Consider the following 25,857-nt stretch of genomic DNA (forward strand, 5'->3'; position numbering starts at 1 on the left):
CTCGTCGCTCGGGCGGGATCGGGAAGACCGGGACCGGGCGTGCTGGGACGGGTCGCCGCCGCGGGACTGGGGCGGGACCGGTCGGCGGGGATTCACTCCGTCGAGTACGTCTGCGGGGGCGGCCGAGGATGAACCGCCGAGGCTCGGAGTTGTCCGAGGGTCGCCGGCGAACTCGTCGGACTGCTCGCTGCCGGCACTGCGGAGCTCGGCCAGCCAGCCGAGTTCGGCGTCCGCGGACGGGCCCGGGTCGGCCTTGCCGCGGCCGCGCCGCTTCTTGGCCTCGTCAGTCACCGGTGCCGCTCCTCCGTGCTGTTCGGTTCCGAAGCGTCACCCGCCCCAGGAGAACCAGATGCCCCAGTCCCCCGCACGATACGCCGCAGTTTCGGCAATCGTTCCGCCACCGCGCGCTCTGCGCCATGCCCCGTGGGGCGGTAGTACTCCCGGTCGCGGACCCCTTCCGGGGCGTACTGCTGCTGGACCACGCCCCGGGGGTCGTCGTGCGGGTATTTGTACCCCTTCCCGTGCCCGACCCGGCTCGCCCCCTTGTAGTGCGAATCGCGTAAATGCGCAGGAACTGCACCACCGTGCCCGGCTCGCACATCCTGCATCGCGGCGCCGATCGCGGCGACCACCGCGTTCGACTTCGGGGCGAGCGCGAGATGGATGACGGCCTGGGCGAGGACGATCTGGACCTCGGGCAGGCCGACGAGCTCGACGGCGTGGGCGGCGGCGATGGCGATCGGCAGCGCGGTGGGGTCGGCCAGGCCGATGTCCTCGCTGGCCGAGATGACCATGCGGCGGGCGATGAATCGGGCGTCCTCCCCCGCGGTGATCATGCGGGCCAGGTAGTGCAGGGCGGCGTCGGCGTCGGAGCCGCGGATGCTCTTGATGAACGCGCTGACGACGTCGTAGTGCTCGTCGCCGTCACGGTCGTAGCGCAGCGCGGCGACGTCGACGGCCTTCTCGGCGGTGGCCAGGTCGACGGCGGGCATCCCCTGCGCGATCGCCGCGCCCGCGGCCGCTTCCAGGGCCGTGAGGGCTTTGCGGACGTCGCCGCCGGCCAGCCGTACCAGATGGGCTTCGGCATCGTCGTTGAGGGCCACAGCGCCGTCCAGCCCGCGGGCGTCCGCCACCGCACGGCGCAGCAGGGTGCGCACGTCGTCGTCGGTCAGCGGCTGCAGCGTGAGCAGGACGCAGCGCGACAGCAGGGGCGAGATGACCGAGAAGTACGGGTTCTCCGTCGTCGCCGCGAGCAGTGTCACGGTGCGGTCCTCGACGGCGGCCAGCAGCGAGTCCTGCTGGGTCTTGCTGAAGCGGTGGACCTCGTCGATGAACAGCACGGTCGGCGGGCCGCCGCGGCGGCGCTCCTTGCGGGCGGTGTCGATGACCGCGCGGACGTCCTTGACCCCGGCCGACAGGGCCGAGAGGGCGACGAAGTTGCGGTCGGTGGCCCCGGCGACGAGGTGGGCGATAGTGGTCTTGCCGGCGCCGGGCGGGCCCCAGAGGATCACCGACATCGGCGAGGCGCCGCCGACGAGCTGGCGCAGCGGGGCGCCGGGCGCGAGCAGGTGCTGCTGGCCTACGAGCTCGTCGAGGCTGGCCGGGCGCATCCGCACCGCGAGGGGCGCGTCGGCCGCCACGTCGGTGAAACCACCGGTGACGGCGCCGCCCCCAGCTGGGGAAACGTCGCCGCCACCGGTTGGTTGCACCTCAAACAAGCCGTCCACGGCCCCCGACCCTACAGGTCGGTAACCTACTTCGACCGCTCGACCGGGACCTGGTCGGTCGCGGTCGCCGGAGGCGCGGCCTTGGGCTTGGCGTCGACGCCGGCCTCGGCCCGCTGCTCCTTGGTGATCGGGGTCGGCGCGCCGGTCAGCGGGTCGTAGCCGCCGCCGGTCTTCGGGAACGCGATGACCTCGCGGATCGAGTCGGCCCCGGCCAGCAGCATGCAGATGCGGTCCCAGCCGAAGGCGATGCCGGCGTGCGGCGGCGGGCCGTACTTGAACGCCTCGAGCAGGAAGCCGAACTTGTCGGCCGCGTCCTCGGCGGTGATGCCGAGGATGTCGAAGACCCGCCGCTGGACGTCACCGCGGTGGATACGGACCGAGCCGCCGCCGATCTCGTTGCCGTTGCAGACGATGTCGTAGGCGTAGGCGAGGGCCTCGCCCGGCGACTCCTCGAACCGGTCGATCCACTCCCGGTTGGGCGAGGTGAACGGGTGGTGCACCGCGGTCCAGCCCTTCGCGCCGCCGCCGGTGCCGCCGGCCTCGGGGTCGGTGGGCTCGAACATGGGCGCGTCGACGATCCAGCAGAACGCCCAGGCGCTCTCGTCGATCAGCTTGGCCCGCTTGGCGATCTCGACGCGGGCCGCGCCGAGCAGCTCCTGGGCCTCGCGGCGCTCGGTCGAGGCGGCGAAGAAGACGGCGTCGCCGGGCTTGGCCCCGACGAAGTCGGCCAGGCCGCTCAGGTGCGACTCGGAGAGGTTCTTGGCCACGGGGCCGCGGGCCTCGCCGGTGGAGGCGTCGAGGACCACGTAGGCCAGGCCCTTCGCGCCGCGCGCCTTGGCCCAGTCCTGCCAGCCGTCGAGCTCCTTGCGGGTCTGCGCCGCGCCGCCGGGCATCACGACCGCGCCGACGTAGCCGCCCGCGTCGATCGCGCCCGCGAACACCCGGAACTCGGTGCCGCGCAGATACTCCGTCAGCTCGGTCAGCTCCACCGAGTAGCGCAGGTCGGGCTTGTCGGAGCCGTAGCGGGCCAGGGCCTCGTGCCAGGTCAGGTGCGGGATGTCACCGACGATCTCGTGCCCGGCCAGGTCGGACCAGAGCGACCTGACGATCGACTCGCCGAGCTCGATGATGTCGTCCTGGGTGACGAACGACATCTCGATGTCGAGCTGGGTGAACTCCGGCTGGCGGTCGGCCCGGAAGCCCTCGTCGCGGTAGCAGCGGGCGATCTGGTAGTACCGCTCCAGGCCGCCGACCATCAGCAGCTGCTTGAACAGCTGCGGCGACTGGGGCAGCGCATACCAGGTGCCGGGCTGCAGCCGGACCGGCACCAGGAAGTCGCGGGCGCCCTCCGGGGTGGACCGGGTCAGGGTCGGCGTCTCCACCTCGACGAAGTCGCGGTCGGCGAGCAGGTTGCGGGCGATCTGGTTGGCCCGGCTGCGCAGCTTCATGGCCTTGTGCGGGCCGGAGCGGCGCAGGTCGAGGTAGCGGTACCGGTAGCGCACGTCGTCGCTTGCGGCCTCACCGTCGTCGATCGGCAGCGGCAGCGGCGCGGCCTCGGAGAGCACCTCGAGGCCGCTCGCGACGACCTCGATCGCGCCGGTCGGCAGGTCGGGGTTCTCGTTGCCGGCCGGCCGGGCCCGCACCTCGCCCACGACGAGCACGCAGTACTCGTTGCGCAGCGCGTGCGCGGCCTGCATCTCCTCGCGGAAGACCACCTGGACCACGCCGGAGGCGTCGCGCAGGTCGACGAAGATGACCCCGCCGTGGTCGCGGCGGCGGGCCACCCAGCCGGCCAGCGTCACGGTCGTTCCGGCGTCGGTGGCCCGCAAAGAGCCGGACTGATGGGATCGGATCACGGGGTCTCCTTCGGCGAACTACGCAAGACGCCCACATTCTTTCACTGCAGCCGCGGCGCCATGTCCTCGGCCGGGGGTATCCACCCTTCGCTGGACGCGGGCGCCTGGTCACCGGAGCGGATGTCCTTGACCTGGTCGCCACCTTCCGTCGAGGCGCTGGCCGGGAACCAGACGTAGGGGATCCCGCGCCGCTCGGCGTAGCGGATCTGCTTGCCCAGCTTGGCCGGGACCGGGGCGACCTCGGTGGCGATCCCCCGGGCGCGCAGGTTCGCGGCGATGCGGTTGCTGGCCGCCCGCTCCTGCTCGCTCCACAGCGCGACGAGCACGGCTGTCGGGGTCGGCCGGCTGACGCTCAGCTCACCGGCGTCGAACAGCAGGCCGAGCAGGCGGGAGACGCCGATGGAGATGCCGACGCCGGGAAAGACGTCCTTGCCCGCGCTGGCGAGGTTGTCGTAGCGGCCGCCGGAGCAGACGGAGCCGTACTGCTCGAAGCCGACGAGCTCGGTCTCGTAGACGGTGCCGGTGTAGTAGTCGAGCCCGCGGGCGATCTTCAGGGTGGCCTCGACCAGGCCGGGGCTGTGCTCCCGGGCGGTCTCGACGACCGCGGCGAGCTCGGCGACGCCCTCGTCGAGCAGCGGGTGCTCGACGCCGAGCGCGCGGACGGCGTCCGCGAAGGAGGCGTCCCCGGCCCGGATCTCGGCAAGCGCGAGGCACGCCTTGGCCTGGGCCTCGGTCCCGCCGGCGCTCACGATCATCTGGGCGACGGCGTTCGGCCCGATCTTGTCCAGTTTGTCGACTATTCTGAGGATTTCCTCGGGATCCTCCAGGCCAAGGCCGCGGTAGAACCCCTCGCAGAGCTTGCGGTTGTTCACCATGATCTTGACCGGCGGAATCGGCAGCGAGCGCAGCGCGTCGCCGATGACCAGGGGAATCTCGGCCTCATAGTGGGGCGGGAGGGTGTCCCGGTCGACGATGTCGATGTCGGCCTGCAGGAACTCGCGGTAGCGACCGGCCTGCGGCTTCTCCCCCCGCCAAACCTTCTGGATCTGGTACCGCCGGAAGGGAAACTGCAACTTACCGGCATTTTCCAGCACGTAACGGGCGAACGGAACGGTCAGATCGAAGTGCAACCCGAGGGCCAGCTCATCCTCACCCTCCCCGGCCTGGAGGCGCCTGAGGGTGTACACCTCCTTCGAGGTCTCGCCCTTGCGCAGGAGCTGGTCGAGCGGCTCGACGGCCCGGGTCTCCAGGGAGGCGAAGCCGTAGAGCTCGAAGGTGCGCCGCAGCCGGTCGAGCACCTGCTGCTCGGCGACGCGCTGGCCCGGGAGCCACTCGGGGAAGCCGGACAGCGGAGTAGGTCGGGTCATGGGTGTCTACCAGCCTTTACGCGGCGCGTCGAGCGCCTCACGGAGATAGGGGTTGCGGGCCCGCTCGCGGCCGATGGTCGTCTCAGGGCCGTGGCCGGGCAGCACGACCGTCTGGTCCGGCAGCGTCAGCACCTTGTCGCGCAGGCTGGCCATCATCTGGTTCATGCTGCCGCCGGGCAGGTCCGTGCGGCCGATCGAGTCCTTGAAGAGCACGTCACCGGAGAAGCACAGCGGGGCGCCGCCCGCCCGGCCGTCGGCAGTCGGGACCCGGAACATCACCGAGCCGCGGGTGTGGCCGGGCGCGTGGTCGACGGTGAGCTCCAGCCCGGCGATCTTCAGCACCAGGCCGTCCTCCAGCGGCGCCACGTCCTCGGGCTCACTCCACTCCAGCCGCCCGCCGAACAGGGCGGTGAGGTCGGTGCTGAGGCCCTTCGCCGGGTCGGCCAGCATCTCGGCGTCCTCGGGATGGATGTAGGCGGTGATGCCGCGCGCGCCGCAGACCGGCGTCACGGAGAACGTATGGTCGAGGTGACCATGCGTCAGCAGTACCGCGGCGGGCTGGAGCCGATGCTCGGCGAGCACCTCGTCCAGCCGGTCCGTCACCCCGATGCCCGGGTCGATGACCACGCACTGCTCGCCCGGCCCGGGGGCCACGACGAAGCAGTTGGTCCCGAACGCCTCGGCGGGGAACCCGGCAACCAGCACGGCGTTCCTCCCTGTCGATGTCCTGCCAATAACCAGCTAGACCCTATCCGGAGGTCAGCCCCAGCGAACCGTGACCGGGCGGCGACCCGCATTCCGGGTTCTACCCGTACACTCTGGCGGGCGTGTGACATGGCACCCAAATGTTTTTTCCTGGAGGGGAGCACAGGTGGCTTCCAGTAAGAGCCGGCAGCGCGCTCTGGCGCGGGCCAAGACCGAACGGCAGATTGCCCGGAGGGCGGCCGCGGCGCGGCGCCGCCGTCAGTGGCAGGCGGGCATCGGCAGTGCCGTGGTGCTCGCACTGTTGGTCGTGGTCGTGATCTGGAAGACCGGCGGCTTCTCTCCCGCTCCGGCCTCAGCGGACCGGTGCGCCTACACGGGCGCGGACGCGGCGACCGGCCTCGTCGACGTCGGCAAGCCGCCGACGAAGGACATCGTCGAGAACGGTGTCAAGACGATGACGATCACGCTGGGTCAGGGCAAGGTCACGGCGAAGCTCGACCCGAGCAAGGCGCCGTGCACCGTCAACAGCTTCACGTACCTGGCGGGCAAGAAGTTCTTCGACAACACCACCTGCCACCGCTCGACGGACACGCTGCTGCAGTGCGGCGACCCGTCGGGCACCGGCAGCGGCGGCCCGCAGTACCGCTTCCCGGACGAGAACCTGCCCCAGGCCGCGGCCCCGTCGACCGACCCGAGCGCGAGCGCCTCGGCCGACCCCGCGGCGCAGACGGCGGCGACGGCGCTCTACCCGGCCGGCACCCTGGCCATGGCCAACTCGGGCGCCAACACCAACGGCAGCCAGTTCTTCCTGGTCTTCAAGGACGTGCAGCTCCCGCCGAACTACACCATCTTCGGCACCATCACGGGCGGCCTCGACGTCCTGCAGAAGATCGGCGCGGCCGGCAACGACGGCTCGAACTCGGCCGGTGGCGGCAAGCCGAACCAGGAGGTGAAGATCAGCTCGCTGACCGTCACCGACACCGACCCTGGCGCCGCCGAGCCCGTCCCCTCGGTGAGCACGTCGGCCCCGGCCTCGGCGGCCCCCTCCGCCACCAGCAGCGCCCCGGGCAACTCCTGACCGGCGTGATCCAGTCCCCGTTTCATCCATCCCTGTTGAGCAAGGAGTACCAACCGTGACCACCAACCGGGACCGTCAGCGCGCCGCCGCGCGTGCGCGGCTGGAGCGGGAGATGGCCGAGCGGGCCGAGCAGTCCCGCGGCCGGCGCCGTAGGAACACGATCATCGCCGCCGGAGCGGGCGCCCTGATCGTGGTGCTCGCGGCCGCGTGGGTGGTCATCGCGCTGACCGGCGACGACAAGAAGCAGGCCGCCGCCGACCCGTCGGCCTCGGCCACCCCGACCAAGTGCACCTGGCTGCCGCTCGTCGACCCGAGCGCCAGCGCGTCGCCGGACCCGGAGACCGCGAAGAACACCAAGGACGTGGGCACGCCCCCGGCCACCGGTGAGGCCCGCACGGGCACCCAGACGATGACGCTCGACACGAGCGTCGGCACCGTCAAGATCGAGGTCGACACCGCTCACGCGCCCTGCGCCGCGGAAAGTTTCACGTACCTGGCCAGCAAGAATTTCTTCAACGACAGCATCTGCCACCGGCTCGTCGTGCAGAACATCTACGTCCTGCAATGCGGCGACCCGTCCGGCACCGGCTACGGCGGCCCCTCCTACCGCTACGCCGAGGAGAACCTGCCGACCGGCAAGCGTCCCGCGTACGGCCGCGGCGTCGTCGCGATGGCGAACACGGGCCAGCCCGCCTCGACGGGCAGCCAGTTCTTCATCGTGTACAAGGACATCGCCAAGCTGGACGCGAACTACACGGTCATCGGCCGCGTCACCGAGGGCCTCGACCTGATCCAGAAGGTCGCGGACGCCGGCGTCATCCCGGACCCGTCCGCCCCGGCCCCCGACCCCTCCACCGGGCCGAGCGACGGCAAGCCGAAGACCGAGGTGCGCATCAAGAGCCTCACGATGAGCGCCCCGGCCCAGTAACACCCGCCGGACCGCAGAAGGCCGCCCACCACACCGGTGGGCGGCCTTCGCCGTCTGTGACGCCCGCGGCGGGCGGTGGTGCTCAGGCGCCTGAGGTGACCCGGTAGGCGTCGTAGACGCCGTCGATGCGGCGGACGGCGGCCAGAAGGTGGTTGAGGTGCTTCGGGTCGGCCATTTCGAAGCTGAAGCGGCTGATCGCCACCCGGTCGCGGGTCGTGGTGACCGTGGCGGAGAGGATGTTGACCTTCTCGTCGGACAGGACGCGGGTGACGTCGGCGAGGAGCTTGTGGCGGTCGAGGGCCTCGACCTGGATGGCGACCAGGAACGTCGAGGCGCTCGTCGGCTTCCAGCTCACCTCCAGCACGCGCTCCGGCTGCTCCTTGAGGTCGCCCGCGTTGGCGCAGTCGTCGCGGTGCACGGAGACGCCGCCGGAGCGGGTGACGAAGCCGAAGACGGCGTCGCCCGGCACCGGGGTGCAGCAGCGGGCCAGTTTGATCCAGACGTCGTCGACGCCGAGGACCTCGACGCCCGGGTCGCTGGCGGCGGTGCGGGGCCGGGCGGGCCGGGTCGGGATGGCGGTCTCGGCGATGTCCTCGACCGCGCCCTCCTCGCCGCCGTAGCCCTGCACGAGGCGCTGGACGATGGACTGGGCCGAGCTCTGGCCGTCACCGACCGCCGCATACAGCGCGGCCACGTCGGCCAGGTGCAGCTCGCGGGCGATGGTCATGAGCGACTCGGAGGTCAGCAGGCGCTGCAGCGGCAGGCCCTGCTTGCGCATGGCCTTGACGATCGCCTCCTTGCCGGCCTCGATCGCCTCCTCGCGGCGCTCCTTGTTGAAGTACTGCCGGATCTTGGTCCGGGCCCGGGGGCTCTTGACGAAGCCCAGCCAGTCCTGGGTGGGGCCGGCGGTCTCGGACTTGGACGTGAAGATCTCGATGACGTCGCCGTTGGACAGCGTGCTCTCCAACGGCACGAGCTTGCCGTTGACCCGGGCGCCGATGCACTTGTGGCCGACCTCGGTGTGCACGGCGTAGGCGAAGTCGACAGGGGTCGAGCCGGTGGGCAGCGCGATCACGTCGCCCTTCGGCGTGAAGACGTACACCTCCTGGCTCGAGAGGTCGAAGCGCAGTGCGTCGAGGAACTCGCTGGGGTCGCTCGCCTCGCGCTGCCAGTCGAGCAGCTGCCGCAGCCAGGTCATCTCGTCGATGTGCGCGGGCGGCCCGGCGATCGTCGCGTTCTTGGTCTCCTTGTAGCGCCAGTGCGCCGCGATGCCGTATTCGGCCGTGCGGTGCATGGCGTAGGTGCGGATCTGCAGCTCGACGGGCTTGCCGGTAGGCCCGATGACAGTCGTGTGCAGCGACTGGTACATGTTGAACTTCGGCATGGCGATGTAGTCCTTGAACCGGCCGGGGACCGGCTGCCAGTTCGCGTGGATCACGCCGAGGGCCGCGTAGCAGTCGCGGACGGTGTCGACCAGGATGCGCACGCCGACCAGGTCATAGATGTCGCCGAAGTCGCGGCCGCGGACGATCATCTTCTGGTAGACGGAGTAGAGGTGCTTCGGCCGCCCGGTGACCTCCGACTTGATCTTCGAGGTCCGCAGGTCGTTGGCGACCTTCTGGGTCACGCTGCGCAGCAGGGAGTCGCGCTGCGGGGTGTGCTCCGCGATGAGCCGGCTGATCTCGTCGAAGCGCTTGGGGAACAGCGTGCGGAACGCCAGATCCTCGAGCTCCCACTTGATCGTGTTCATGCCCAGCCGGTGCGCGAGCGGGGCCAGGATCTCCAGCGTCTCCTTGGCCTTCTGCTCCTGCTTCGGGCGGGGCAGGAAGGTCAGCGTGCGCATGTTGTGCAGCCGGTCGGCCAGCTTGATCACCAGGACCCGCGGGTCCTTGGCCATCGCCACGACCATCTTGCGGATCGTCTCGGCCTTGGCCGCGTCGCCCAGCTTGACCTTGTCGAGCTTCGTGACGCCGTCGACGAGCAGCGTGACCTCGCCGCCGAAGTCGACCTGCATGCGCTCGATGGTGTATTCGGTGTCCTCGATCGTGTCGTGCAGCAGGGCGGCGACGAGCGTGGTCGTGTCCATGCCCAGGTCGGCGAGGATGGTGGCGACGGCGAGCGGGTGCGTGATGTAGGGGTCGCCGGACTTGCGGTACTGCCCCTTGTGGAAGTGCTCCGCCATGTCATAGGCCCGCTGCAGGAGACGCACGTCGGCCTTCGGGTGGCTCGCCTTGTGCTGGGCGATCAGCGGCTCCAGGACCTCGCTGACCGACGGGCTCTGCCAGGGCGCGTTGAAGCGGGCCAGGCGGGCGCGCACGCGGCGGCCCGTGGGCGCGGCGCCGACGAGGCCGGCCATCGTGCCCGTGACGCCTGTCGCGGCGTCGGTCAGGTCCTCGGTGTCCTCGCCCAGGATCTCCTCGGGCGTGCGGCGCTGGGCCGGCTGGTCGGAGGCGCGCCGTTGGGGCGTGCCCGGCGGCGTCGGGAACTGCAGCACCACGCCGCCGGCCTCCGCCGTCTCCGGCGCGGCTGCTTCGCGGGCGTCCTGCGGTTCATCCTGCACGTGGTCGACCGTACCCTCAATGGGGGGTGCGATGTCGCCGGTCACCGGCCGCTCCTCATCGCCGACAACGTTCCGAACCGCAAGCTTACCCGCCCCCGCCGACAATTCCCGTCAGCGGAGGGCTCGGAGCAGCCTCGGAAAACGCCCCTCAGACGGTCAAGAGGGCATGAATCGGGCGTCCCGCCAGCTTCGCCCGCCCCTCCAGGAACGCCAGCTCCAGCAGGACGCTGAAGCCGCTGACCGTGCCGCCGGCCTCCTCGACCAGTCCGAGCGTCGCCGCGGCGGTCCCTCCGGTGGCCAGCACGTCGTCGACGACCAGGACCCGCTCCCCCGCGATGAACGCGTCGGCGTGCACCTCCAGGGTCGCCTCGCCGTACTCCAGGGCATAGGTCGCCGCGACGGTCTTGCGGGGCAGCTTGCCGGCCTTGCGGATGGGGACAACACCCTTGCCCGTCGCATAGGCCACCGCGGCGGCGATCACGAAACCGCGCGCCTCGATCCCGGCGACGACGTCGAAGCTGTCCGCGCCCTGCTCGGCGATGATCGCGTCGATCGCGGCCGCGAAAGCCGGGCCGTCGGCGAAGAGCGGCATGAGGTCCTTGAACAGCACCCCCGGCTTCGGAAAGTCCGGGACATCCAGCACCTTGCTCGCGACCAGGTCGGCGATCTCCACCAATGCTCCCTCACGCAAAAAATCACGGGCGCCGCAGTACCAGCGACGCCCGTGATTTTTGCAGTTGTACGACTAACGCCGTGCGCCGCCCCCGCCGGGCCGTCCACCGGCGCGGGGACGCTTGCCCTGGCCCGGCCGGGCCGCCGGGCGCGCACCCGGCCGCGGGGCCGCACCGGCCAGCTCCGAGCGCTCGACCGACTTCGCCGGGCCGCCGACCGGCACCCCGTCGCTGTCGCGCGGCGGGTTGGCCGCGCGGGCCGCCGCCTCCTTGGCCAGCGCCGCCCGCTTGCCCTTGACCCGGTTGGCGTGCTGCTGCAGCCGCGGCTCACGGCTCTTGAGCTCGGCCAGCACCGGGGTGGCGAAGAAGATCGACGAGTACACGGCGACGCCCATACCGATGAACAGCACCAGGCCGAGGTCCTTCAGCGTGCCCGCGCCCAGCAGGCCGGCGCCGATGAAGAGCAGGCCGCCGACCGGCAGCAGCGCCACCAGACCCGTGTTGATGGAGCGCATCAGCGTCTGGTTGACGGCCAGGTTGGCCGCCTCGGCGTAGGTCGTCGTGCTCGACCCCGTGATGCCCCGGGTGTTCTCCTGCACCTTGTCGAACACCACGACGACGTCGTACAGGGCGAAACCGAGGATCGTCAGGAAGCCGATGACCGTGGACGGCGTGACCTCGAAGCCGACGAGCGAGTACACGCCGCCGGTCAGGATCAGGTCCAGCAGCAGCGACGCGACAGCGGCGACGGCCATCCGCCACTCGAAGCGCGCGATGAGGTAGACGAGCACCGCGGCGAGGAAGATCGCGAGGCTCAGCGCCGCCTTGTTGGTGACCTGGCCGCCCCACGAGGTGCTCACCGCGCTGTCGCTGATCTGCTCCGGCGTGATGTTGAAGTGCTTGGCGACCGCGTCCTTGATCTGGGTCTGCCGCTGCGCGTCGGTGATCAGCTCGGTCTTGATGACGTACTGCGTGTCGCCCATGGTCTGGCCGGTCTTGACCGAGACGCCGGCGTCGGTGAACGCCTGCTCGACCTCGTTCAGCGTGCCGACCTTGACCGGGACGTTGTACTGGTTCCCGCCCTCGAACTCGATACCGAGCGTGAAGCCACGCACGAACATGCTCGCCACCGCGATGATGATCGCGATGCCGGCGACGGTGAACCAGAGCTTCCGCCGGCCGACGATGTCGACGTCGGCTTCACCGCGGTACAGCCGGGCCGCAAGACCCCTTCCGCTGCCAGCCATGGTCAGGCCTCCTTCGGGCGGTTGCGACGGGTGGTCGGCACCGGCTCGGTCCTCGTCCCCTCGAGCACGCGGCCGAGGCCGCTGACCCGTGGCGACAGGAATGCTTTACTGCGGGCGAAGAGCGTCATGATCGGGTGTCGGAACAGGAACACGACCAGGAGGTCGAGGATCGTCGCCACACCCAGGGCGAAGGCGAAGCCCTTCACCGAGCCGATCGAGACGAAGTACAGGATCGCCGCGGCCATCAGCGTGATCGTGTTGGCCGAGATGATCGTGCGGCGGGCCCGGACCCAGGCCCGGGGCACGGCGCTGCGTGGACTCCGGCCCTCATGGATCTCGTCCTTGAGCCGCTCGAAGTAGATGACGAACGAGTCGGCGGCCACACCGAGCGAGACGATGAACCCGGCGAAGCCGGCCAGGCTCAGCGTGAAGCCGACCGAGCGGCCGAGCAGGACGATCGACATGTAGACAAGCACGCCGGACAGCACCAGCGAGAGCATGATGACCGCGCCGAGCAGGCGGTAGTAGAAGAACGAGTACAGCACCACCAGGAGCATGCCGATACCGGCGGCGAGCAGGCCCGCCTCGAGGTGCGAGCTGCCCAGCGTGGCCGAGATGCTCTGCGCGTCCTGCGAGGTGAAGGAGAGCGGCAGCGCGCCGTACTGCAGCTGGCTGGCCAGCAGCTGCGCCTCCGACTTGGTGAAGGTGCCGCTGATCGTCGCGTCGCCGGGGATGACGTTCTGGATCACCGGGGCCGAGACGACCACGTTGTCCAGCACCACGGCGACCTGCTTGCTGTCCTGGCCGTTGTTGTACGCCACCCGCGTCAGGTCGGTCCAGGCGTTCTGCCCGGTCCCGTTGAACGACAGGTTGACCGTCCACTTGCCGTTCTGCGAGTCGATGCCCGAGTTGGCGCTCTTGACGTCGGTGCCGAGCACCTTGGCCACGTCGAGCTGGTACTTCGTGCCCGGCTCACAGGCGACGGCGGGCTCGGTGGCCTTGCTGATCGACCCGACCGGCCGGTTCTTCAGCATGTCGCAGGTGATGTACGGGATGTTGTACTGGATCGACGCCGGCAGATCCGCGACTTCCTGCGGGGTCAGGTTCTTGAACGGCGTGTAGAGCGCGGCCTTGCCCTGGTCCTTGGTGAAGTCGACGGGCGCCTGCTCGGCCAGGGCGGCGGCCCAGGCGGCCTGCCCGACCTTGTTCTGCAGGGCGGTGCGCCGGGTGGCCAGGTCCGCCGCCACCGACTCCGACGGCTTGGCGCTCGCCGCGGCGGCGGCCGACTGCGAGCCCGACGCGGAGGGAGCGGCACTGGTGGCCGACGGCTGCCCCGCAGAAGTGCTGGCGGACGGCTGGCCGGTCGCCGAGGCGGCGGTCGACGGCGGCGTCGAGGCACCCGTGGAGGCCGACGGGGTGGCCGAGGCGGACGGCGTGGCACCGGTGTCGCCGGTCGAGCCCAGCACCATGCGGAAGCGCAGCTCCGCCGTCTGGCCGATCTGCTTCAGCCGGTCATCGCTCTTGCCCGGGAGGGAGACGACGATGTTGTTGTCGCCCTCGACCACGACCTCGGCCTCGGCGACACCCAGGCCGTTGACCCGCTGGTCGATGATGCTCCGGGCGGTCTCCATCTGATCCTTGGTGGGCTTCTGACCGCCCTCCAGGTTCTGGGCCTGCAGCGTGACCGTGGTCCCGCCGATCAGATCAAGGCCGAGCTTGGGCTCGAGCCGGTTGCGCCACCCACCGCTGCCACCGAACCACACGAGGGCGGCGAGCACGATGAAGATGGCGGCAAGCACGGCGAGCTGGCGGCTCGGGCGCATCGGTGCCTGAGGTTGTGCCACGGCTGTCGGGTCTCCCTACACGACGCCGGCGAGGGTCGCGCGGCGTGAATGTTTCATGGCGGGGCTATGGCGGGGCTGGTGAGCGGGACTTTCAGTCGGCGTCCGGCTTGACGACGGACTCCTCTTCGACGGCCGGCTCTTCTTCGACGGCCGCCTTCTGGTTCACCTTGCCGATCGCGGCGCGGGCGTACTTGGCGGAGACACCCGGTGCGATCTCGAGCATGACGAAGTCGTCGGCGACCTCGGTCACGATGCCGTAGAGCCCGCCGACGGTCACGACCTCGTCGCCGAGGCCCATCGTGGACTGCATGTCCTGGACCTCGCGGCGGCGCTTCTGCTGCGGCCGGATCATGAGGAAATACACGAAGGCGGCGAAGGCGACGACCACGAGGAGCGGGAGTGCCGAGCTGCCGCCCGAGGCTTCCGCGGCATAATTCACGATTATGGGCCTTCCCGGTCGAGTTATCTGAAGTCCGCGCAGCGGATCGCGGCGAGTCTAGTCGGTGTGGCGGATACCACGGCGACCGGCGTCAGTCACGGTCTAGTCACAAATCGAACAGACCGGGCGTTGAAGACAAACCGCCAGCTGGGTTTCCGCCCCCGACGGTACCAGCGGGACCTGGGATTCCAAGATGCTGCCATGCGCCGGCGGTCGCGATACGACCACGCGGAGTACGGGCCATCAGGCCGGATCGCAGCAGGAAAGGCTCGCAGACTTCCTCGACGGTGTCCGGCTGCTCACCCACCGCGACGGCGAGGGTGGAAAGTCCCACCGGCCCGCCGCCCTGGCGCAGCAGGGCCAGCAGCACCGCCCGGTCGAGCCGGTCCAGGCCCAGCTCGTCGACGTCGTAGACGCGCAGGGCGGCCCGGGCCGCGGTCAGGTCCACCACGCCGTTGCCGCGCACCTCGGCATAGTCGCGGACCCTCCGCAGCAGGCGATTGGCGATCCGGGGGGTACCGCGAGAGCGCCGGCCGATCTCGACAGCGCCCTCGTCCGTGATCGGCACGTCGAGAATGCGGGCCGACCGCGCGATGATCAGCTCGAGCTCGTCCGGGTCGTAGAAGTCCAGCTGGCCGACGAAGCCGAACCGGTCGCGCATCGGGCCGGTCAGCAGACCGCTGCGGGTCGTGGCCCCGACGAGCGTGAACGGCTCCACATCGAGCGGGATCGCCGTCGCGCCCGGGCCCTTGCCGACGACCACGTCGACCCGGAAGTCCTCCATCGCGCTGTAGAGCAGCTCCTCGGCCGGTCGCGCGATGCGGTGGATCTCGTCGATGAACAGCACGTCGCCGAGGCTCAGGCTGGTCAGGACCGCGGCCAGGTCACCGGCCCGCTCGATGGCCGGCCCGCTTGTCATCCGCAGCCCGGCGCCGAGCTCGGCCGCGACGATCATGGCCATGGTCGTCTTGCCGAGCCCGGGCGGGCCGGAGAGCAGGATGTGGTCGGGCGGGCTGCCCCGGCGCAGAGCGCTCTGCAGCAGCAGGTCGAGCTGCTCGCGGACCCGGTGCTGCCCGATCAGCTCGGCCAGCCGCTTGGGCCGCACCGACTGGTCGGCGACCATGTCCTCGTCCGAAGCAAACGCACTGACCAGCGGATCGGTCATGCCCCCTCCGCTCCGCTCCGGGCGCACGACCGTCGAGCTGCGCCTATTGTGACCGGCCCCTCCGCAAGCTCCGGACCAGTCATGCCCCCTCCGCTCCGCTCCGGGCGCACGACCGTCGAGCTGCGCCTATTGTGACCGGCCCCTCCGCAAGCTCCGGACCGGTCATGCCCCCTCCGCTCCGCTCCGGGCGCACGACCGTCGAGCTGCGCCTATTGTGACCGGCCCCTCCGCAAGCTCCGGACCGGTCATCGAATCGTGCCCAGCATCCGGATCGCCTGCTTGAGCAGGACGGGTACGGCCGGGGCGGTCTGCCCGTCGAGCTGCTCGGCGACGGCCGCCACGGCCTGGTCGGCCTGCTTCTCGTTCCAGCCGAGCCCGACGAGCGCCTGGCGGACCTGGTCATGCCACACGGCACCGCCGGCGATCAGGCTGCCACCCGACCCGGGCAGCGCGCCGATCTTGTCCCGCAGCTCCAGCACCAGCCGCTCCGCGCCCTTCTTGCCGATGCCCGGCACCTGCGTGAGCGTGGACGTGTCGGCGGCACCTATCGCGCGGCGTACGACTTCGGGGGCGTGCACGGCCAGCACCGCCTGCGCCAGCCGCGGGCCGACGCCGGTGGCGGTCTGCAGGAGCTCGAACAGCTGCTTGGCCTCGTCGTCGGCGAACCCGTAGAGGGTGAGCGAATCCTCCCGCACCACGAGCGACGTGGCCAGCCGGGCCTCCTGGCCGACCCGCAGCTCGGCGAGGGTGTGCGGGGAACACTGGACGGCCAGCCCGACCCCGCCGACCTCGATCACCGCGCCGTCGGGCGACACCGCCGCCACCTTGCCGCGCACGCTCGCGATCACCGGGTCCTCCTCAACGCCGCGCTGATGCGCTCGCGCGCACCGCCTCGCCACACATGACAGATGGCCAAGGCTAAAGCGTCGGCGGCGTCGGCCGGTTTAGGCGCGACCTCCAGCCGCAGCAGCCGGGTCACCATCGCCGTCACCTGGGCCTTGTCCGCCTGCCCGTTGCCGCTGACGGCCGCCTTGACCTCGCTCGGCGTGTACATCTGCACGGGCAGCCCGGCCCGGGCGGCGGCCAGGATCGCGACCGCCCCGGCCTGCGCGGTGCCCATGACGGTCCGCACGTTGTGCTGGGAGAACACCCGCTCGACGGCGACGCTCTCGGGCTGGAACTCGGTGACGAGCTCGGCCAGCCGCCGGTCGAGGTTGAGCAGCCGCAGGGACAGGTCGAGGTCGGGCTCGCTGCGCACGACCTCGTAGTGCACCAGCTTGCACGGGCGGCCCGGCGAGCCCTCGACCAGCCCGACACCGCATCGGGTAAGCCCCGGGTCGACACCCAGCACGCGCACCGCCACTCCCCTCAAACGTGTGTTCGACACACTATCGGACGACCGGCGCGCGCCGATCGACCGACACACACACCGAGTGCGGTAAAGGTATGTGGGTAAACCCCATGGGACGCGCTCGTGAAGGCTCGTACGTTTCCGCCATGACGACGGAGCATGTGGTCGCGCTCGATCTGCGGGGCCGCACCGCGATGGTGACGGGCGCCGGCAGCGGGATCGGCCGCGCGGTCGCGGTGCGACTGGCCGCGGCGGGCGCAAAGGTCGTTGCGGTGGACCTGTCGTTCCAAGCCACAGGCGATGATGTCGTACCGGTGGAGGCCGACCTGTCCGACCCGGCCTCCGTGGAGCGGGTCCTGCGCGACCACGCCGACGTCGACGTCCTGGTCAACAACGCCGGACTGCAGCACGTGGCCGCGCTCGAGGAGTTTCCGCCGGAGCGCTTCACCTACATCCAGTCGGTAATGGTCGAGGCACCCTTCCGCCTGGTCCGGGGCGTGCTCCCGCACATGTACGCCGGGAACTGGGGGCGGATCGTCAACATCTCCTCGGTACACGGGCTGCGCGCCTCGCCGTTCAAGGCGGCGTACGTCACCGCCAAGCACGCGCTCGAGGGCCTGTCCAAGACGGTCGCCCTGGAAGGCGCGCCGCACGGGGTGACGGCGAACTGCATCAACCCGGCGTACGTGCGCACGCCGCTCGTCGAGGGCCAGATCGCCGACCAGGCGCGGACCCACGGCATCCCGGAGTCCGAGGTCGTCGAGAAGATCATGCTGACCAGCGCGGCGATCAAGCGGCTGATCGAGCCGGCCGAGGTCGCGGAGCTCGTCGCGTACCTCTGCACCGGCATGGCCGGGTTCATCACCGGCACTTCGCTGTCGATCGACGGCGGCTGGACCGCACACTAGGTCAGGTGACGATGCCCGCGTACGACGCCGGGAGCGGTCGGCTGGAATACCTCGAGCTGCTGGCCCGCGAGGCGGCCGCCGTCGAGTTCGAGGGCCCGCTCGTCGCCGCCCGGGGCGCCGGGCTCCCGCCGGACCGCATCGCCGAGCTGGAGCAGGCCAAGGTCGTCGCGCTGCGGGTGCGCGCACTGCTGGAGCGGCGCCGGCGGCGGGAGGAGGAGCTCTCCGGGCTCTTCGACACCGCCAGCGACCTGGCGGGCCTGCGCGACCTCGACGCCGTGCTGGAGGCCATCGTCCACCGGGCGCGGACGCTGCTGGGGGCCGACGTGGCGTACATGACGCTCAACGACGAGGCCCGCGGCGACACCTACATGCGGGTCACCGACGGCTCCATCTCGGCCCACTTCCAGGCGCTGCGCCTGCCCATGGGCGCGGGGCTCGGTGGCCTGGTGGCGCAGACCGGCAGCCCGTACGTGACGGCCGACTACCCGCGCGACGCCCGCTTCCGCCACACCGGCGACATCGACGCCGGCGTGGGCGAGGAGGGCCTGATCGCCATCCTGGGCGTGCCGCTGCGCCTGGGCGCCCGGATCATCGGTGTCCTCTACGCCGCCAACCGCTCCGCCCGCCCGTTCGCCCGTGAGGAGGTGTCGCTGCTGGTCTCCCTGGCCGCCAACGCCGCCGTCGCCATCGACACCGCCCGCCTGCTCGGCGAGACCCAGGAGGCCTTGGCCGAGCTCTCCGCGGCCAACAGCGTCATCCGCGCCCACAGCGACTCGGTCGAGCGCGCGGCCGCCGCCCACGACCGTATGACCGCCCTGGTCCTGCGCGGCGCGGGCGTCGAGGACGTGGCCGCCGTGGTCGTCGAGGTCCTGGGCGGCTCCCTGCTGGTCCTGGACGCCGAGGGCCGCACCCTGGCCCGTGTCGGCGAGCTGACCCGCCCCGACGCCGCCGCGATCGCCGAGGCGCTGGCCGCCTCCCGCACCGAGGGCCGCAGCGTCCGCCGTGGCGAGCTCTGGGTGGCCGCGGTGGTGGCCGGCGCCGAGAACCTGGGTGCCCTGGTGATGCGCCCCGACGCCGCGCTCGTCGACGCCGACCAGCGCATCCTCGAACGAGCCGCCGTCGTCACCGCCCTGCTGCAGCTCTTCCGCCGCACGGTGGCCGAGGCCGAGGGCCGGGTCCGCGGCGAGCTCCTGGACGACGTCATCACCCGCCCGGTCCGCGACGCCGACGCCCTGCGCACCCGGGCCAAGCGCCTGGGCGTCGACCTGGACGCTCCCAACGTCGTGGTCGCGATCGGCGCCGACGCCCTGACCGGCGGCTCGATCCGCCAGCGGGCGGTGTCCTGGGCCCAGACCTACGCCCACACCCGCTCCGGCCTGGCCGCCGCCCGCGACGGCCACGTGGTCCTGCTGCTCCCCGGCGACGCACCGGGCGACGCCGCCCGCGCGGTGGCCCGCGACCTGGGCAAGCTCCTGTCCCGCCCGGTCACCGCCGGCGCGGGCGGCCCCGCCACGACACCCGAGTCCATCGCCGCCGCCTATCGCGACGCCGACCGCTGCGTGACCGCCCTGACCGCCCTGGGCCGCACGGGGACCGGTGCGAGTACCGCCGAACTGGGCTTCGTGGGTCTGCTCCTGGGCTCGGCCCCCGACGGCCGCGACCGCGACGTGCAGTCCTTCCTGGCCGCCACCATTGGCCCGGTCGTCGACTACGACACCCGTCGCGGCACCGCCCTGGTGAAGACGCTGGAGGCGTACTTCGGCGTGGGCGGCAGCCTGGCCCGCGCGGCCGAGCTCCTGCACGTCCACGTGAACACCGTGACCCAGCGCCTGGAGCGCATCGCCCAGCTCCTGGGCCCCGACTGGCAGAAGCCGGAGCGCGCCCTGGAGGTCCAGCTCGCCCTGCGCCTGCACCGCCTCTCGGCCTCGTCCTGACAGCAGCACATCAGCGGGCCGGAAACGGGGCCGCCCCGCCGGCCGGGGGTGCCGGTGGCGGGGCGGGTCGTGCAGGTCGTGCGGGTGGTGCGGGCTCAGGCGTGCGCTCCGCGGAGGACGAAGTCGACCAGGTGCTCGGCGAAGTGCTCGTCGGGCACGTTCGGGTTCCAGCGGAGCATGTTCTGAGCGATCGTCGGGCCGGAGAGGCACAGGAGCATCATCTCGATGTCCAGGTCGGCGCGGAGCTCGCCCGACTCGATGCCCCGGCGCAGGACCGAGCGCATCAGCTCGCGGCGGGGCTCCGAGACGGCCTGGTGGACGCGGGTCATCTCCGGGTTGCGGTACAGCTCGGGCATCAGGCAGGCGGTGACCTTGCCGTAGTCCGTCATGCGCTTGTTGCGCATCGCGGCGATCAGCGTGATCAGGTCGTCGCGGACCGACTCGCCCCGCAGCTCCGGCAGCGGGCCCTTCATCGCCGTGACCGCGTCGATCAGCAGCGCCTCCTTGTTCGGCCAGCGGCGATAGATCGTCGCCTTGCCGACGCCGGCCTTCGCCGCGACCGCCTCGATCGAGATGGCGTCCGCGCTCTGACCGGCGCTGAGGAGGTCGAACACCGCTTCGACGATGGCCTCGTCGACCCGGGCGCTGCGGGGCCGACCGGGACCTTTGCGGTCCTGGTCAGGCGCCACGTCCGCGCTGAGCGTCATGCTCTCCATTGTTACCGACTTTTCACACCGAGGCTACTCACCGGTTTCCTACCGTCCCCGTCACTCGCCTACCGCCACGAGCTCCACACCCTGCTCCTCGGCCAGACCTTCGGCGTTGGTGGGTGCGGGCGCGCCGGCCGGGCGCTTGCCGGGCAGGCCGAGCACGGCGACGAGCGCGCCGAGCAGGGCGAACACCGCCGAGCCGATCGCCGCGAAGTGCATCGCGGTGATGAAGGCGTCGTTGGCGTGCTGGATCAGTGCCGGCCCGGCGGGCCCGGCGTGCGCCGCCACCCCGTATGCACCGGAGATCGACTCGTTCGCAGCGTCGCGCGCCGCGGCCGGCAGTCCGGTCGTGGCCGACTCGACGTGGCTGCGGTAGACGGAGGAGATGACAGCCCCGAGGGCGGCCACGCCGAGGGCGCCACCGACCTGACGAATGGTGTTGCTGACGGCCGATCCGACGCCGGCCTTCTCGCGGGGAAGCGCGGACATGATCGATTCGGTCGCGGGCGGCATCACGTTGGCCATGCCGACGCCCATCAGGAAGAACAGCGCGCCGACGATCCAGATCGGGGTGTCGGCCTGGATGAACATCCACGCGGACAGCCCTACGGCCACGAGCAGCAGGCCGGTGGTGCCGACGGCCTTGGGGCCGAAGCGCTTCACCATGGCGGCGCTGCGCGGAGCGAAGATCATCTGGGCCACGGCGAAGGGCACGAACAGGGCGCCGGACGCGAGCGGGCCGTAGTCACGGACCAGCTGCAGGTAGAAGGCGCTGATGAACATGATGCCCATGGCCGCGAAGAAGACCAGGCCGATCATGGCGGTCGAGGTGCTGAACTGCCGGTTGGCGAAGAGCTTCACGTCGAGCGACGGGAAGGCGATGCGCCGCTCGTAGAGGGCGAACGCGGTCAGGACCAGCACCGACGCGGCAAGCGTGCCCCAGGACTCGACGTGGCCGAAGCCGTGGTCGCCGCCCTCGATCACACCGTAGGTCAGCAGGGTCAGGCCGATGATCGACAGCAAAACGCCCACGTAGTCGATGCGGCCGGGCTTCGGGTCGCGCGACTCCGGGATGAGGGTGTTGACCAGGACCAGGCCCACGACGACGATCGGGACGTTGATCAGGAAGACGGAGCCCCACCAGAAGTGCTCCAGCAGCAGGCCGCCGACGATCGGGCCGATGGCCACGCCCAGGCCGACCGCGCCGGCCCAGACGCCGATCGCGCGGCCGCGCTCCTTCGGGTCGAAGACGTTGGCGATGATCGACAGCGTGGACGGCATGACCGCCGCGGCGCCGAGGCCCATCAGGGCGCGGGCCCAGATCAGCTGGTCGGCCGAGCCGGCGTACGCCGACACCAGCGACGCGATCCCGAACAGCGCCAGGCCGACGGTCAGCGTGATGCGGCGGCCGAGCCGGTCGGCCAGGATGCCGGCGGTGAACAGCAGGCCGGCGAAGACGAGGGTGTACGAGTTGATCGCCCACTCGAGCTGGCTCTGGGACGCGCCCAGGCCCTTCTGCGGGTCGGCGATGGTGCGCATGGCGACATTGAGGACGGTGTTGTCCAGCACGACGACGAGCAGGCTGATGACGAGCACGCCGAGGATCGCCCAGCGGCGAGGATGTCCGGCGTTGGCTGGTGCAGGTGCTTGGGTGGTTGCGCTCACGATGCTGATCCCCCTGGCCGCAACGCGGTCCGCCGACAGCGGGCCGCGTCGGAACGCGATAACGATACGGAACTGTTCCGTATCAACGTAGACCCCACCACGCCGATACGGAACCGTCTCGTATTCAAAAGTGCGGCCCGTCACATCATCGTCATAAACGGAATAACCCAGCCCCCGGCGCGCAGCGCTAGGACCGCCGCGCGGGCATCCAGCGAGCGAGGGGCCCGAGCCGGGTCCGCAGCCCCGCGAGGCCGCCGGGGAAGAAGTACACGGCCAGGATGAATATTCCACCGAGGACGAACAGCGGCTGCGACAGCGGGCCGGGGAACGAGTCGCCGAGCGCGGCCAGCCGGAAGTCCAGGTACGTGAACAGGAACCCGCCGAGCAGCGGCCCCCAGCGCGTCCCGGGGCCGCCGAGCACCACCATCACCAGCAGGGTCAGCGTCTGGTCGGAGGCCGCGATGTGCGGGGTCGCCCCGCCGATGAGCAGCGCGTACATCGCGCCCGCGAGCCCGGCCAGGCCGCCGGCGACGGTGAAGGCGAAGAGCTTGTAGCGGTACGGGTCCAGGCCGAGCACCCCGACCCGGCGCTCGTCGTCGCGGATCGCCGCGAGGACCCGCCCGGCCGGCGAGCCGGCGATCGAGTGCACGACGAGCACCGTGACGACGAGGACGCCCAGGGCGAGCCAGTACAGGTTGACCGTGTTCGCCACGCCCACCAGGAAGTGCGGCACCTTCTCGGTGGCCATCGGCAGCCCCTCCTCGCCGCCGGTGGCGCCGCCCGGGTTGCGGCCGATCGTGATCGCGGCGACCTGCGCGAACGCCAGGGTCACCATGGCAAAGGCGATCCCGCCGGTGCGCAGCGCTACCGCGCCGAGGAGCGCGGCCAGGGTGGCGGTGCCGACGACGGCGAGCAGGATCGCCGTCCACAGCCCGTAGCCGGCCTTGGTGACGAGGACGTCGGTGCCGTACACCCCGGCCGCGAAGTACAGCGCGTGGCCGAACGACAGCATGCCGGTGCGGCCGAAGAGCAGGTCGTACCCCATCGCCAGCGCGCCGAACACGAGGCAGAGCGCCAGCAGCTGCAGCGTGCCGGGGGCGTTGACCGCGGAGTCGAAGAGGCCCGGAAGCCTCAGGCCGCAGTACGGCAGCGCCGCCAGGACCACCAGCGCGACGAGTGGCCCGCAGCGGCGCAGGAGTGCCCAGTTCATGAGGTCGCGACCTTCCCGGTGATCCCCTGTGGACGGACGAGCAGCACGACCGCCAGCAGCGCGACGACGCAGATGTCGCCCAGGCCCGGCGAGGTGTAGTTGACGAACTGCTGGAGCAGCCCGACGGCGACAGCGGCGTACGCCGAGCCGGTCACCGAGCCCATGCCGCCGATCACGACGACGATGAACCCGAAAATGAGCAGGGAGCTGCCGCCGGTCGGTGAGATCGCCCCCGTGTAGACGCCGCCGAGCGCGCCGGCCAGGGCCGCGGCCGCGCCGCCGAGCGCGAAGACGAGCGTGAAGGCGCGGCGGACGTCGATGCCGAGCGCGGTGACCATCGAGCGGTCCTCGACGCCCGCGCGAATGACCAGACCGATCCGGGTGTACTTCAACAGCGCCAGCAATCCCAGCAGCACCACGACCGCGGCGCCGATCAGCAGGAACCGGTCGTTCGGCACGCGCGCCCCGGCGATCGTGGTCAGCCGCTGGGTCCACTGTGGACGCGGATACGGCTTTGGGTCGCTGCCCCACGCCGCCTGCAGCAGCGCCACCCCGGCCAGCGAGAGGCCGACGGTGACCAGGACCTGCTCGATCGTGCGGCGGTAGAGCGGCCGGATCAGCACCAGCTCCACGAGGGCCGCGACGACGGTCCCGCAGACGACTCCGAACAGCACGGCCAGGACGAACCCCCAGCCGCTCCCGCCCGCACCGGGCAGGTTGGTCGCGGCCCACCACGTGCCGTAGGCGCCCACCGAGAGGAACAGGCCGTGGGCGAAGTTGAGCACGTCGGCGAGGCCGAAGACCAGGGCGAGCCCGGAGGCGACGAGGAAGTAGAGCGCCGCCAATCCGAGACCCGTCAACGTGAGCAGCACGAACGTGCTCATGCCGTCACCTCCGCTGCGCTCCGGCGCCGGCCTGAGCCAGCACTGCGCCGATGATGAGCGGCCACTCCGCTGCGCTCCGTACCGCTCATGACTGGTGGCCCTTTCCGACGCCGAGGAGCGCCTTCGTCTTCTCGGTGTAGTCGAGCAGGTCGGTGGCCGGGCCGGTGTAGGCGACCCGGCCGGCGGCGATGACCACGGCGTCGCGGGCCAGGCGGCGCACGACGGCCAGGTTCTGCTCGACGAGCAGCATCGGCACCACCTGGGCGACCGCGTGCAGGGCGGCCGCGACCTCGCCGACCACCTTCGGCGCGAGGCCCTTGGTCGGCTCGTCGATGAGCAGCAGCCGGTTGGGGTTGAGCAGCACCCGGCCGATCGCGAGCATCTGCTGCTGGCCGCCGGAGAGGGTGCCGGCCCGCTGCTTGCCGCGCCGCTGCAGCTCGGGGAACAGGCCGTACACGCGCTCGTAGTCGGGTGCGGCGCCGGGGCGCTCGGCCAGGCGGAGGTTCTCGGCCACGGTGAGGCCGGCGAAGACACCGCGGTCCTCGGGCACGTAGCCGAGCCCGCCCCGCACCAGCTCGAACGTCGGTCTCCGGGTGATCGGGGCGCCGGCGAAGCGCACGTCGCCGGTCACCTCGGCCCCGCGCGGCAGCAGCCCGAGGATCGCCTTGAGCGTTGTGGTCTTGCCGACGCCGTTGCGCCCGAGCAGGGCCGTCACGCCCTGCGGGGCCACGCCGAACGTGACGCCCTGCAGGATGTGCGAGCCGGCGATGCGCACGTCGAGGCCGGCGATGTCGAGGATCGTCACAGCTTCTCCCCCAGGTACGCCTCCTGGACGGTCCGGTCGGCCATCACGACGTCCGGGGTGTCGCACACCAGCAGCGCACCGTGGTGCATCACGGCGACCCGGTCGGCCAGGTCGAGTACCACGTCCATGTGGTGCTCCACCATGAGCACGCTGCGCTTCTCCTCGCGGGTGAGCGTGCGGATCAGGGCGACCAGGCCGGGCACGTCCTCGGCGCTGACCCCGGCCATCGGCTCGTCCAGCAGCAGCACCCGTGGCTCACCGGCGAGCAGCAGCGCGATCTCGAGCTTGCGCTTCTCGCCGTGGGCGAGGGTGCCGGCGAGCGCGTCCGCGCGGTCGTCGAGCCCGACCCGCCACAGCACCCGGTCGGCCCGCTCGGCCACGTCCCGGTCGCGGCCGGGCAGCGGGAAGGGTCGCATCGAGCCGCCCCGCCGGGCCTGCACCGCCAGCCGGACGTTCGCCGCGACGGAAAGGGCATTGAAGACCGAGGACGACTGGAAGGTACGTCCAAGGCCCCGCCGAGCCCGCCGGTGCGGGGGCAGCCGGGTCACGTCCTGCCCGTCGAGCGACACCGAGCCGTCCGACGGCTTGCGCAGCCCGGTGATCAGGTTGAACAGCGAGGTCTTGCCGGCGCCGTTGGGCCCGATCACGGCCAGGAACTCGCCGGCGGCCAGGTCGATGGAGACGCCGTCCACGATGGCGACCCCGCCCACCTTCCAGGTCAGGCGGCGCGTGCTCAGCAGGCCGATGGCCGGGGCGTCCGCGTGGACACTCCCGGCCACCGGTACGGGTGCGCTCGACAACCG

Annotated in this window: 21 protein-coding genes and 1 pseudogene; 4 read left to right on the forward strand and 18 right to left on the reverse strand. The window is 71.2% G+C overall.

Features of this window, described 5'->3' with window-relative positions; translation table 11 throughout:
* Nucleotides 1–287 precede the first annotated feature (287 nt).
* Genes Dvina_RS42210 through Dvina_RS42225 form a run of 4 tightly spaced genes read right to left on the reverse strand, consistent with a single transcriptional unit; the run spans nucleotide 288 to nucleotide 5,655 of the window.
* Nucleotides 288–1,709 carry a replication-associated recombination protein A gene (locus Dvina_RS42210; RefSeq protein WP_343217198.1) on the reverse strand — a complete coding sequence of 474 codons (1,422 nt, stop codon included), beginning with the start codon at nucleotides 1,707–1,709 and terminating at the stop codon, nucleotides 288–290.
* Between the two features lie 44 nt (nucleotides 1,710–1,753).
* Nucleotides 1,754–3,583, reverse strand: a complete 1,830-nt coding sequence (gene aspS, locus Dvina_RS42215; protein WP_223096014.1) for an aspartate--tRNA ligase — start codon at nucleotides 3,581–3,583, stop codon at nucleotides 1,754–1,756.
* Nucleotides 3,584–3,624: 41 nt separating this feature from the next.
* Nucleotides 3,625–4,950 (reverse strand): histidine--tRNA ligase, encoded by a 1,326-nt coding sequence (gene hisS / locus Dvina_RS42220; protein ID WP_223096016.1) that lies wholly within the window; start codon nucleotides 4,948–4,950, stop codon nucleotides 3,625–3,627.
* A 6-nt stretch (nucleotides 4,951–4,956) separates the two neighbouring features.
* On the reverse strand, nucleotides 4,957–5,655 hold the full coding sequence (locus Dvina_RS42225; RefSeq protein WP_223096028.1) for an MBL fold metallo-hydrolase: 699 nt from the start codon (nucleotides 5,653–5,655) through the stop codon (nucleotides 4,957–4,959).
* Nucleotides 5,656–5,821: 166 nt separating this feature from the next.
* On the opposite strand from Dvina_RS42225, the gene Dvina_RS42230 reads away from it, so the two are divergent.
* Together Dvina_RS42230 and Dvina_RS42235 are read left to right on the forward strand one after the other, a co-directional pair.
* On the forward strand, nucleotides 5,822–6,733 hold the full coding sequence (locus Dvina_RS42230) for a peptidylprolyl isomerase (protein ID WP_223096030.1): 912 nt from the start codon (nucleotides 5,822–5,824) through the stop codon (nucleotides 6,731–6,733).
* 55 nt (nucleotides 6,734–6,788) lie between these two features.
* Nucleotides 6,789–7,661, forward strand: coding sequence for a peptidylprolyl isomerase (locus Dvina_RS42235; protein WP_223096032.1), 873 nt, complete (start codon nucleotides 6,789–6,791; stop codon nucleotides 7,659–7,661).
* A gap of 82 nt (nucleotides 7,662–7,743) precedes the next feature.
* On the opposite strand, the pseudogene Dvina_RS42240 reads toward Dvina_RS42235, so the two are convergent.
* From Dvina_RS42240 to ruvC, 8 genes and pseudogenes are all read right to left on the reverse strand, one after another.
* A pseudogene (locus tag Dvina_RS42240) lies at nucleotides 7,744–9,999 on the reverse strand (RelA/SpoT family protein); the annotation flags it as partial.
* 370 nt (nucleotides 10,000–10,369) lie between these two features.
* Nucleotides 10,370–10,894, reverse strand: coding sequence for an adenine phosphoribosyltransferase (locus tag Dvina_RS42245; RefSeq protein WP_246655674.1), 525 nt, complete (start codon nucleotides 10,892–10,894; stop codon nucleotides 10,370–10,372).
* A gap of 72 nt (nucleotides 10,895–10,966) precedes the next feature.
* Nucleotides 10,967–12,139, reverse strand: coding sequence for a protein translocase subunit SecF (gene secF, locus Dvina_RS42250; RefSeq protein ID WP_223096038.1), 1,173 nt, complete (start codon nucleotides 12,137–12,139; stop codon nucleotides 10,967–10,969).
* A 2-nt stretch (nucleotides 12,140–12,141) separates the two neighbouring features.
* A complete protein-coding gene (gene secD / locus Dvina_RS42255) occupies nucleotides 12,142–13,983 on the reverse strand; it encodes a protein translocase subunit SecD (RefSeq protein WP_223096040.1) in 1,842 nt (613 codons plus the stop codon).
* A 91-nt stretch (nucleotides 13,984–14,074) separates the two neighbouring features.
* Nucleotides 14,075–14,422 carry a preprotein translocase subunit YajC gene (yajC, locus tag Dvina_RS42260; RefSeq protein WP_246655675.1) on the reverse strand — a complete coding sequence of 116 codons (348 nt, stop codon included), beginning with the start codon at nucleotides 14,420–14,422 and terminating at the stop codon, nucleotides 14,075–14,077.
* A gap of 106 nt (nucleotides 14,423–14,528) precedes the next feature.
* Nucleotides 14,529–15,587, reverse strand: a complete 1,059-nt coding sequence (gene ruvB / locus Dvina_RS42265; protein WP_223096042.1) for a Holliday junction branch migration DNA helicase RuvB — start codon at nucleotides 15,585–15,587, stop codon at nucleotides 14,529–14,531.
* 245 nt (nucleotides 15,588–15,832) lie between these two features.
* Nucleotides 15,833–16,435: a Holliday junction branch migration protein RuvA gene (ruvA, locus tag Dvina_RS42270; protein WP_223096044.1), complete on the reverse strand. Its 603-nt coding sequence runs from the start codon at nucleotides 16,433–16,435 to the stop codon at nucleotides 15,833–15,835.
* On the reverse strand, nucleotides 16,432–16,944 hold the full coding sequence (ruvC, locus tag Dvina_RS42275) for a crossover junction endodeoxyribonuclease RuvC (protein ID WP_223096046.1): 513 nt from the start codon (nucleotides 16,942–16,944) through the stop codon (nucleotides 16,432–16,434). Before ruvC ends, ruvA begins: the two co-directional genes overlap by 4 nt.
* Nucleotides 16,945–17,084: 140 nt before the next feature.
* Between ruvC and Dvina_RS42280 the strand changes: the two genes are divergently transcribed.
* On the forward strand, nucleotides 17,085–17,846 hold the full coding sequence (locus Dvina_RS42280; protein WP_223096048.1) for a 3-hydroxybutyrate dehydrogenase: 762 nt from the start codon (nucleotides 17,085–17,087) through the stop codon (nucleotides 17,844–17,846).
* Nucleotides 17,847–17,857: 11 nt separating this feature from the next.
* Nucleotides 17,858–19,780 carry a helix-turn-helix domain-containing protein gene (locus Dvina_RS42285; RefSeq protein ID WP_223106019.1) on the forward strand — a complete coding sequence of 641 codons (1,923 nt, stop codon included), beginning with the start codon at nucleotides 17,858–17,860 and terminating at the stop codon, nucleotides 19,778–19,780.
* A 95-nt stretch (nucleotides 19,781–19,875) separates the two neighbouring features.
* On the opposite strand, the gene Dvina_RS42290 is transcribed toward Dvina_RS42285, so the two are convergent.
* The 6 genes from Dvina_RS42290 to Dvina_RS42315 form a co-directional block, all read right to left on the reverse strand.
* On the reverse strand, nucleotides 19,876–20,487 hold the full coding sequence (locus tag Dvina_RS42290) for a TetR/AcrR family transcriptional regulator (protein WP_343217063.1): 612 nt from the start codon (nucleotides 20,485–20,487) through the stop codon (nucleotides 19,876–19,878).
* Nucleotides 20,488–20,547: 60 nt separating this feature from the next.
* Entirely contained in the window at nucleotides 20,548–22,155 is a 1,608-nt protein-coding gene (locus tag Dvina_RS42295) for an MFS transporter (RefSeq protein WP_246655676.1), read from the reverse strand.
* A gap of 187 nt (nucleotides 22,156–22,342) precedes the next feature.
* Nucleotides 22,343–23,365, reverse strand: a complete 1,023-nt coding sequence (locus Dvina_RS42300) for a branched-chain amino acid ABC transporter permease (RefSeq protein WP_223096062.1) — start codon at nucleotides 23,363–23,365, stop codon at nucleotides 22,343–22,345.
* Nucleotides 23,362–24,249 carry a branched-chain amino acid ABC transporter permease gene (locus Dvina_RS42305; protein ID WP_223096064.1) on the reverse strand — a complete coding sequence of 296 codons (888 nt, stop codon included), beginning with the start codon at nucleotides 24,247–24,249 and terminating at the stop codon, nucleotides 23,362–23,364. The genes Dvina_RS42300 and Dvina_RS42305 overlap by 4 nt, the downstream gene beginning before the upstream one ends.
* Nucleotides 24,250–24,334: 85 nt before the next feature.
* Nucleotides 24,335–25,054 carry an ABC transporter ATP-binding protein gene (locus Dvina_RS42310; protein WP_223096066.1) on the reverse strand — a complete coding sequence of 240 codons (720 nt, stop codon included), beginning with the start codon at nucleotides 25,052–25,054 and terminating at the stop codon, nucleotides 24,335–24,337.
* Complete coding sequence (locus Dvina_RS42315) at nucleotides 25,051–25,794, reverse strand: ABC transporter ATP-binding protein (RefSeq protein WP_223106021.1); 744 nt, start codon at nucleotides 25,792–25,794, stop codon at nucleotides 25,051–25,053. The genes Dvina_RS42310 and Dvina_RS42315 overlap by 4 nt, the downstream gene beginning before the upstream one ends.
* Between the last annotated feature and the right edge of the window lie 63 nt (nucleotides 25,795–25,857).

Origin of the sequence: Dactylosporangium vinaceum, from assembly GCF_019904175.1 — a bacterium.
Classification (GTDB): Bacteria; Actinomycetota; Actinomycetes; order Mycobacteriales; family Micromonosporaceae; genus Dactylosporangium; species Dactylosporangium vinaceum.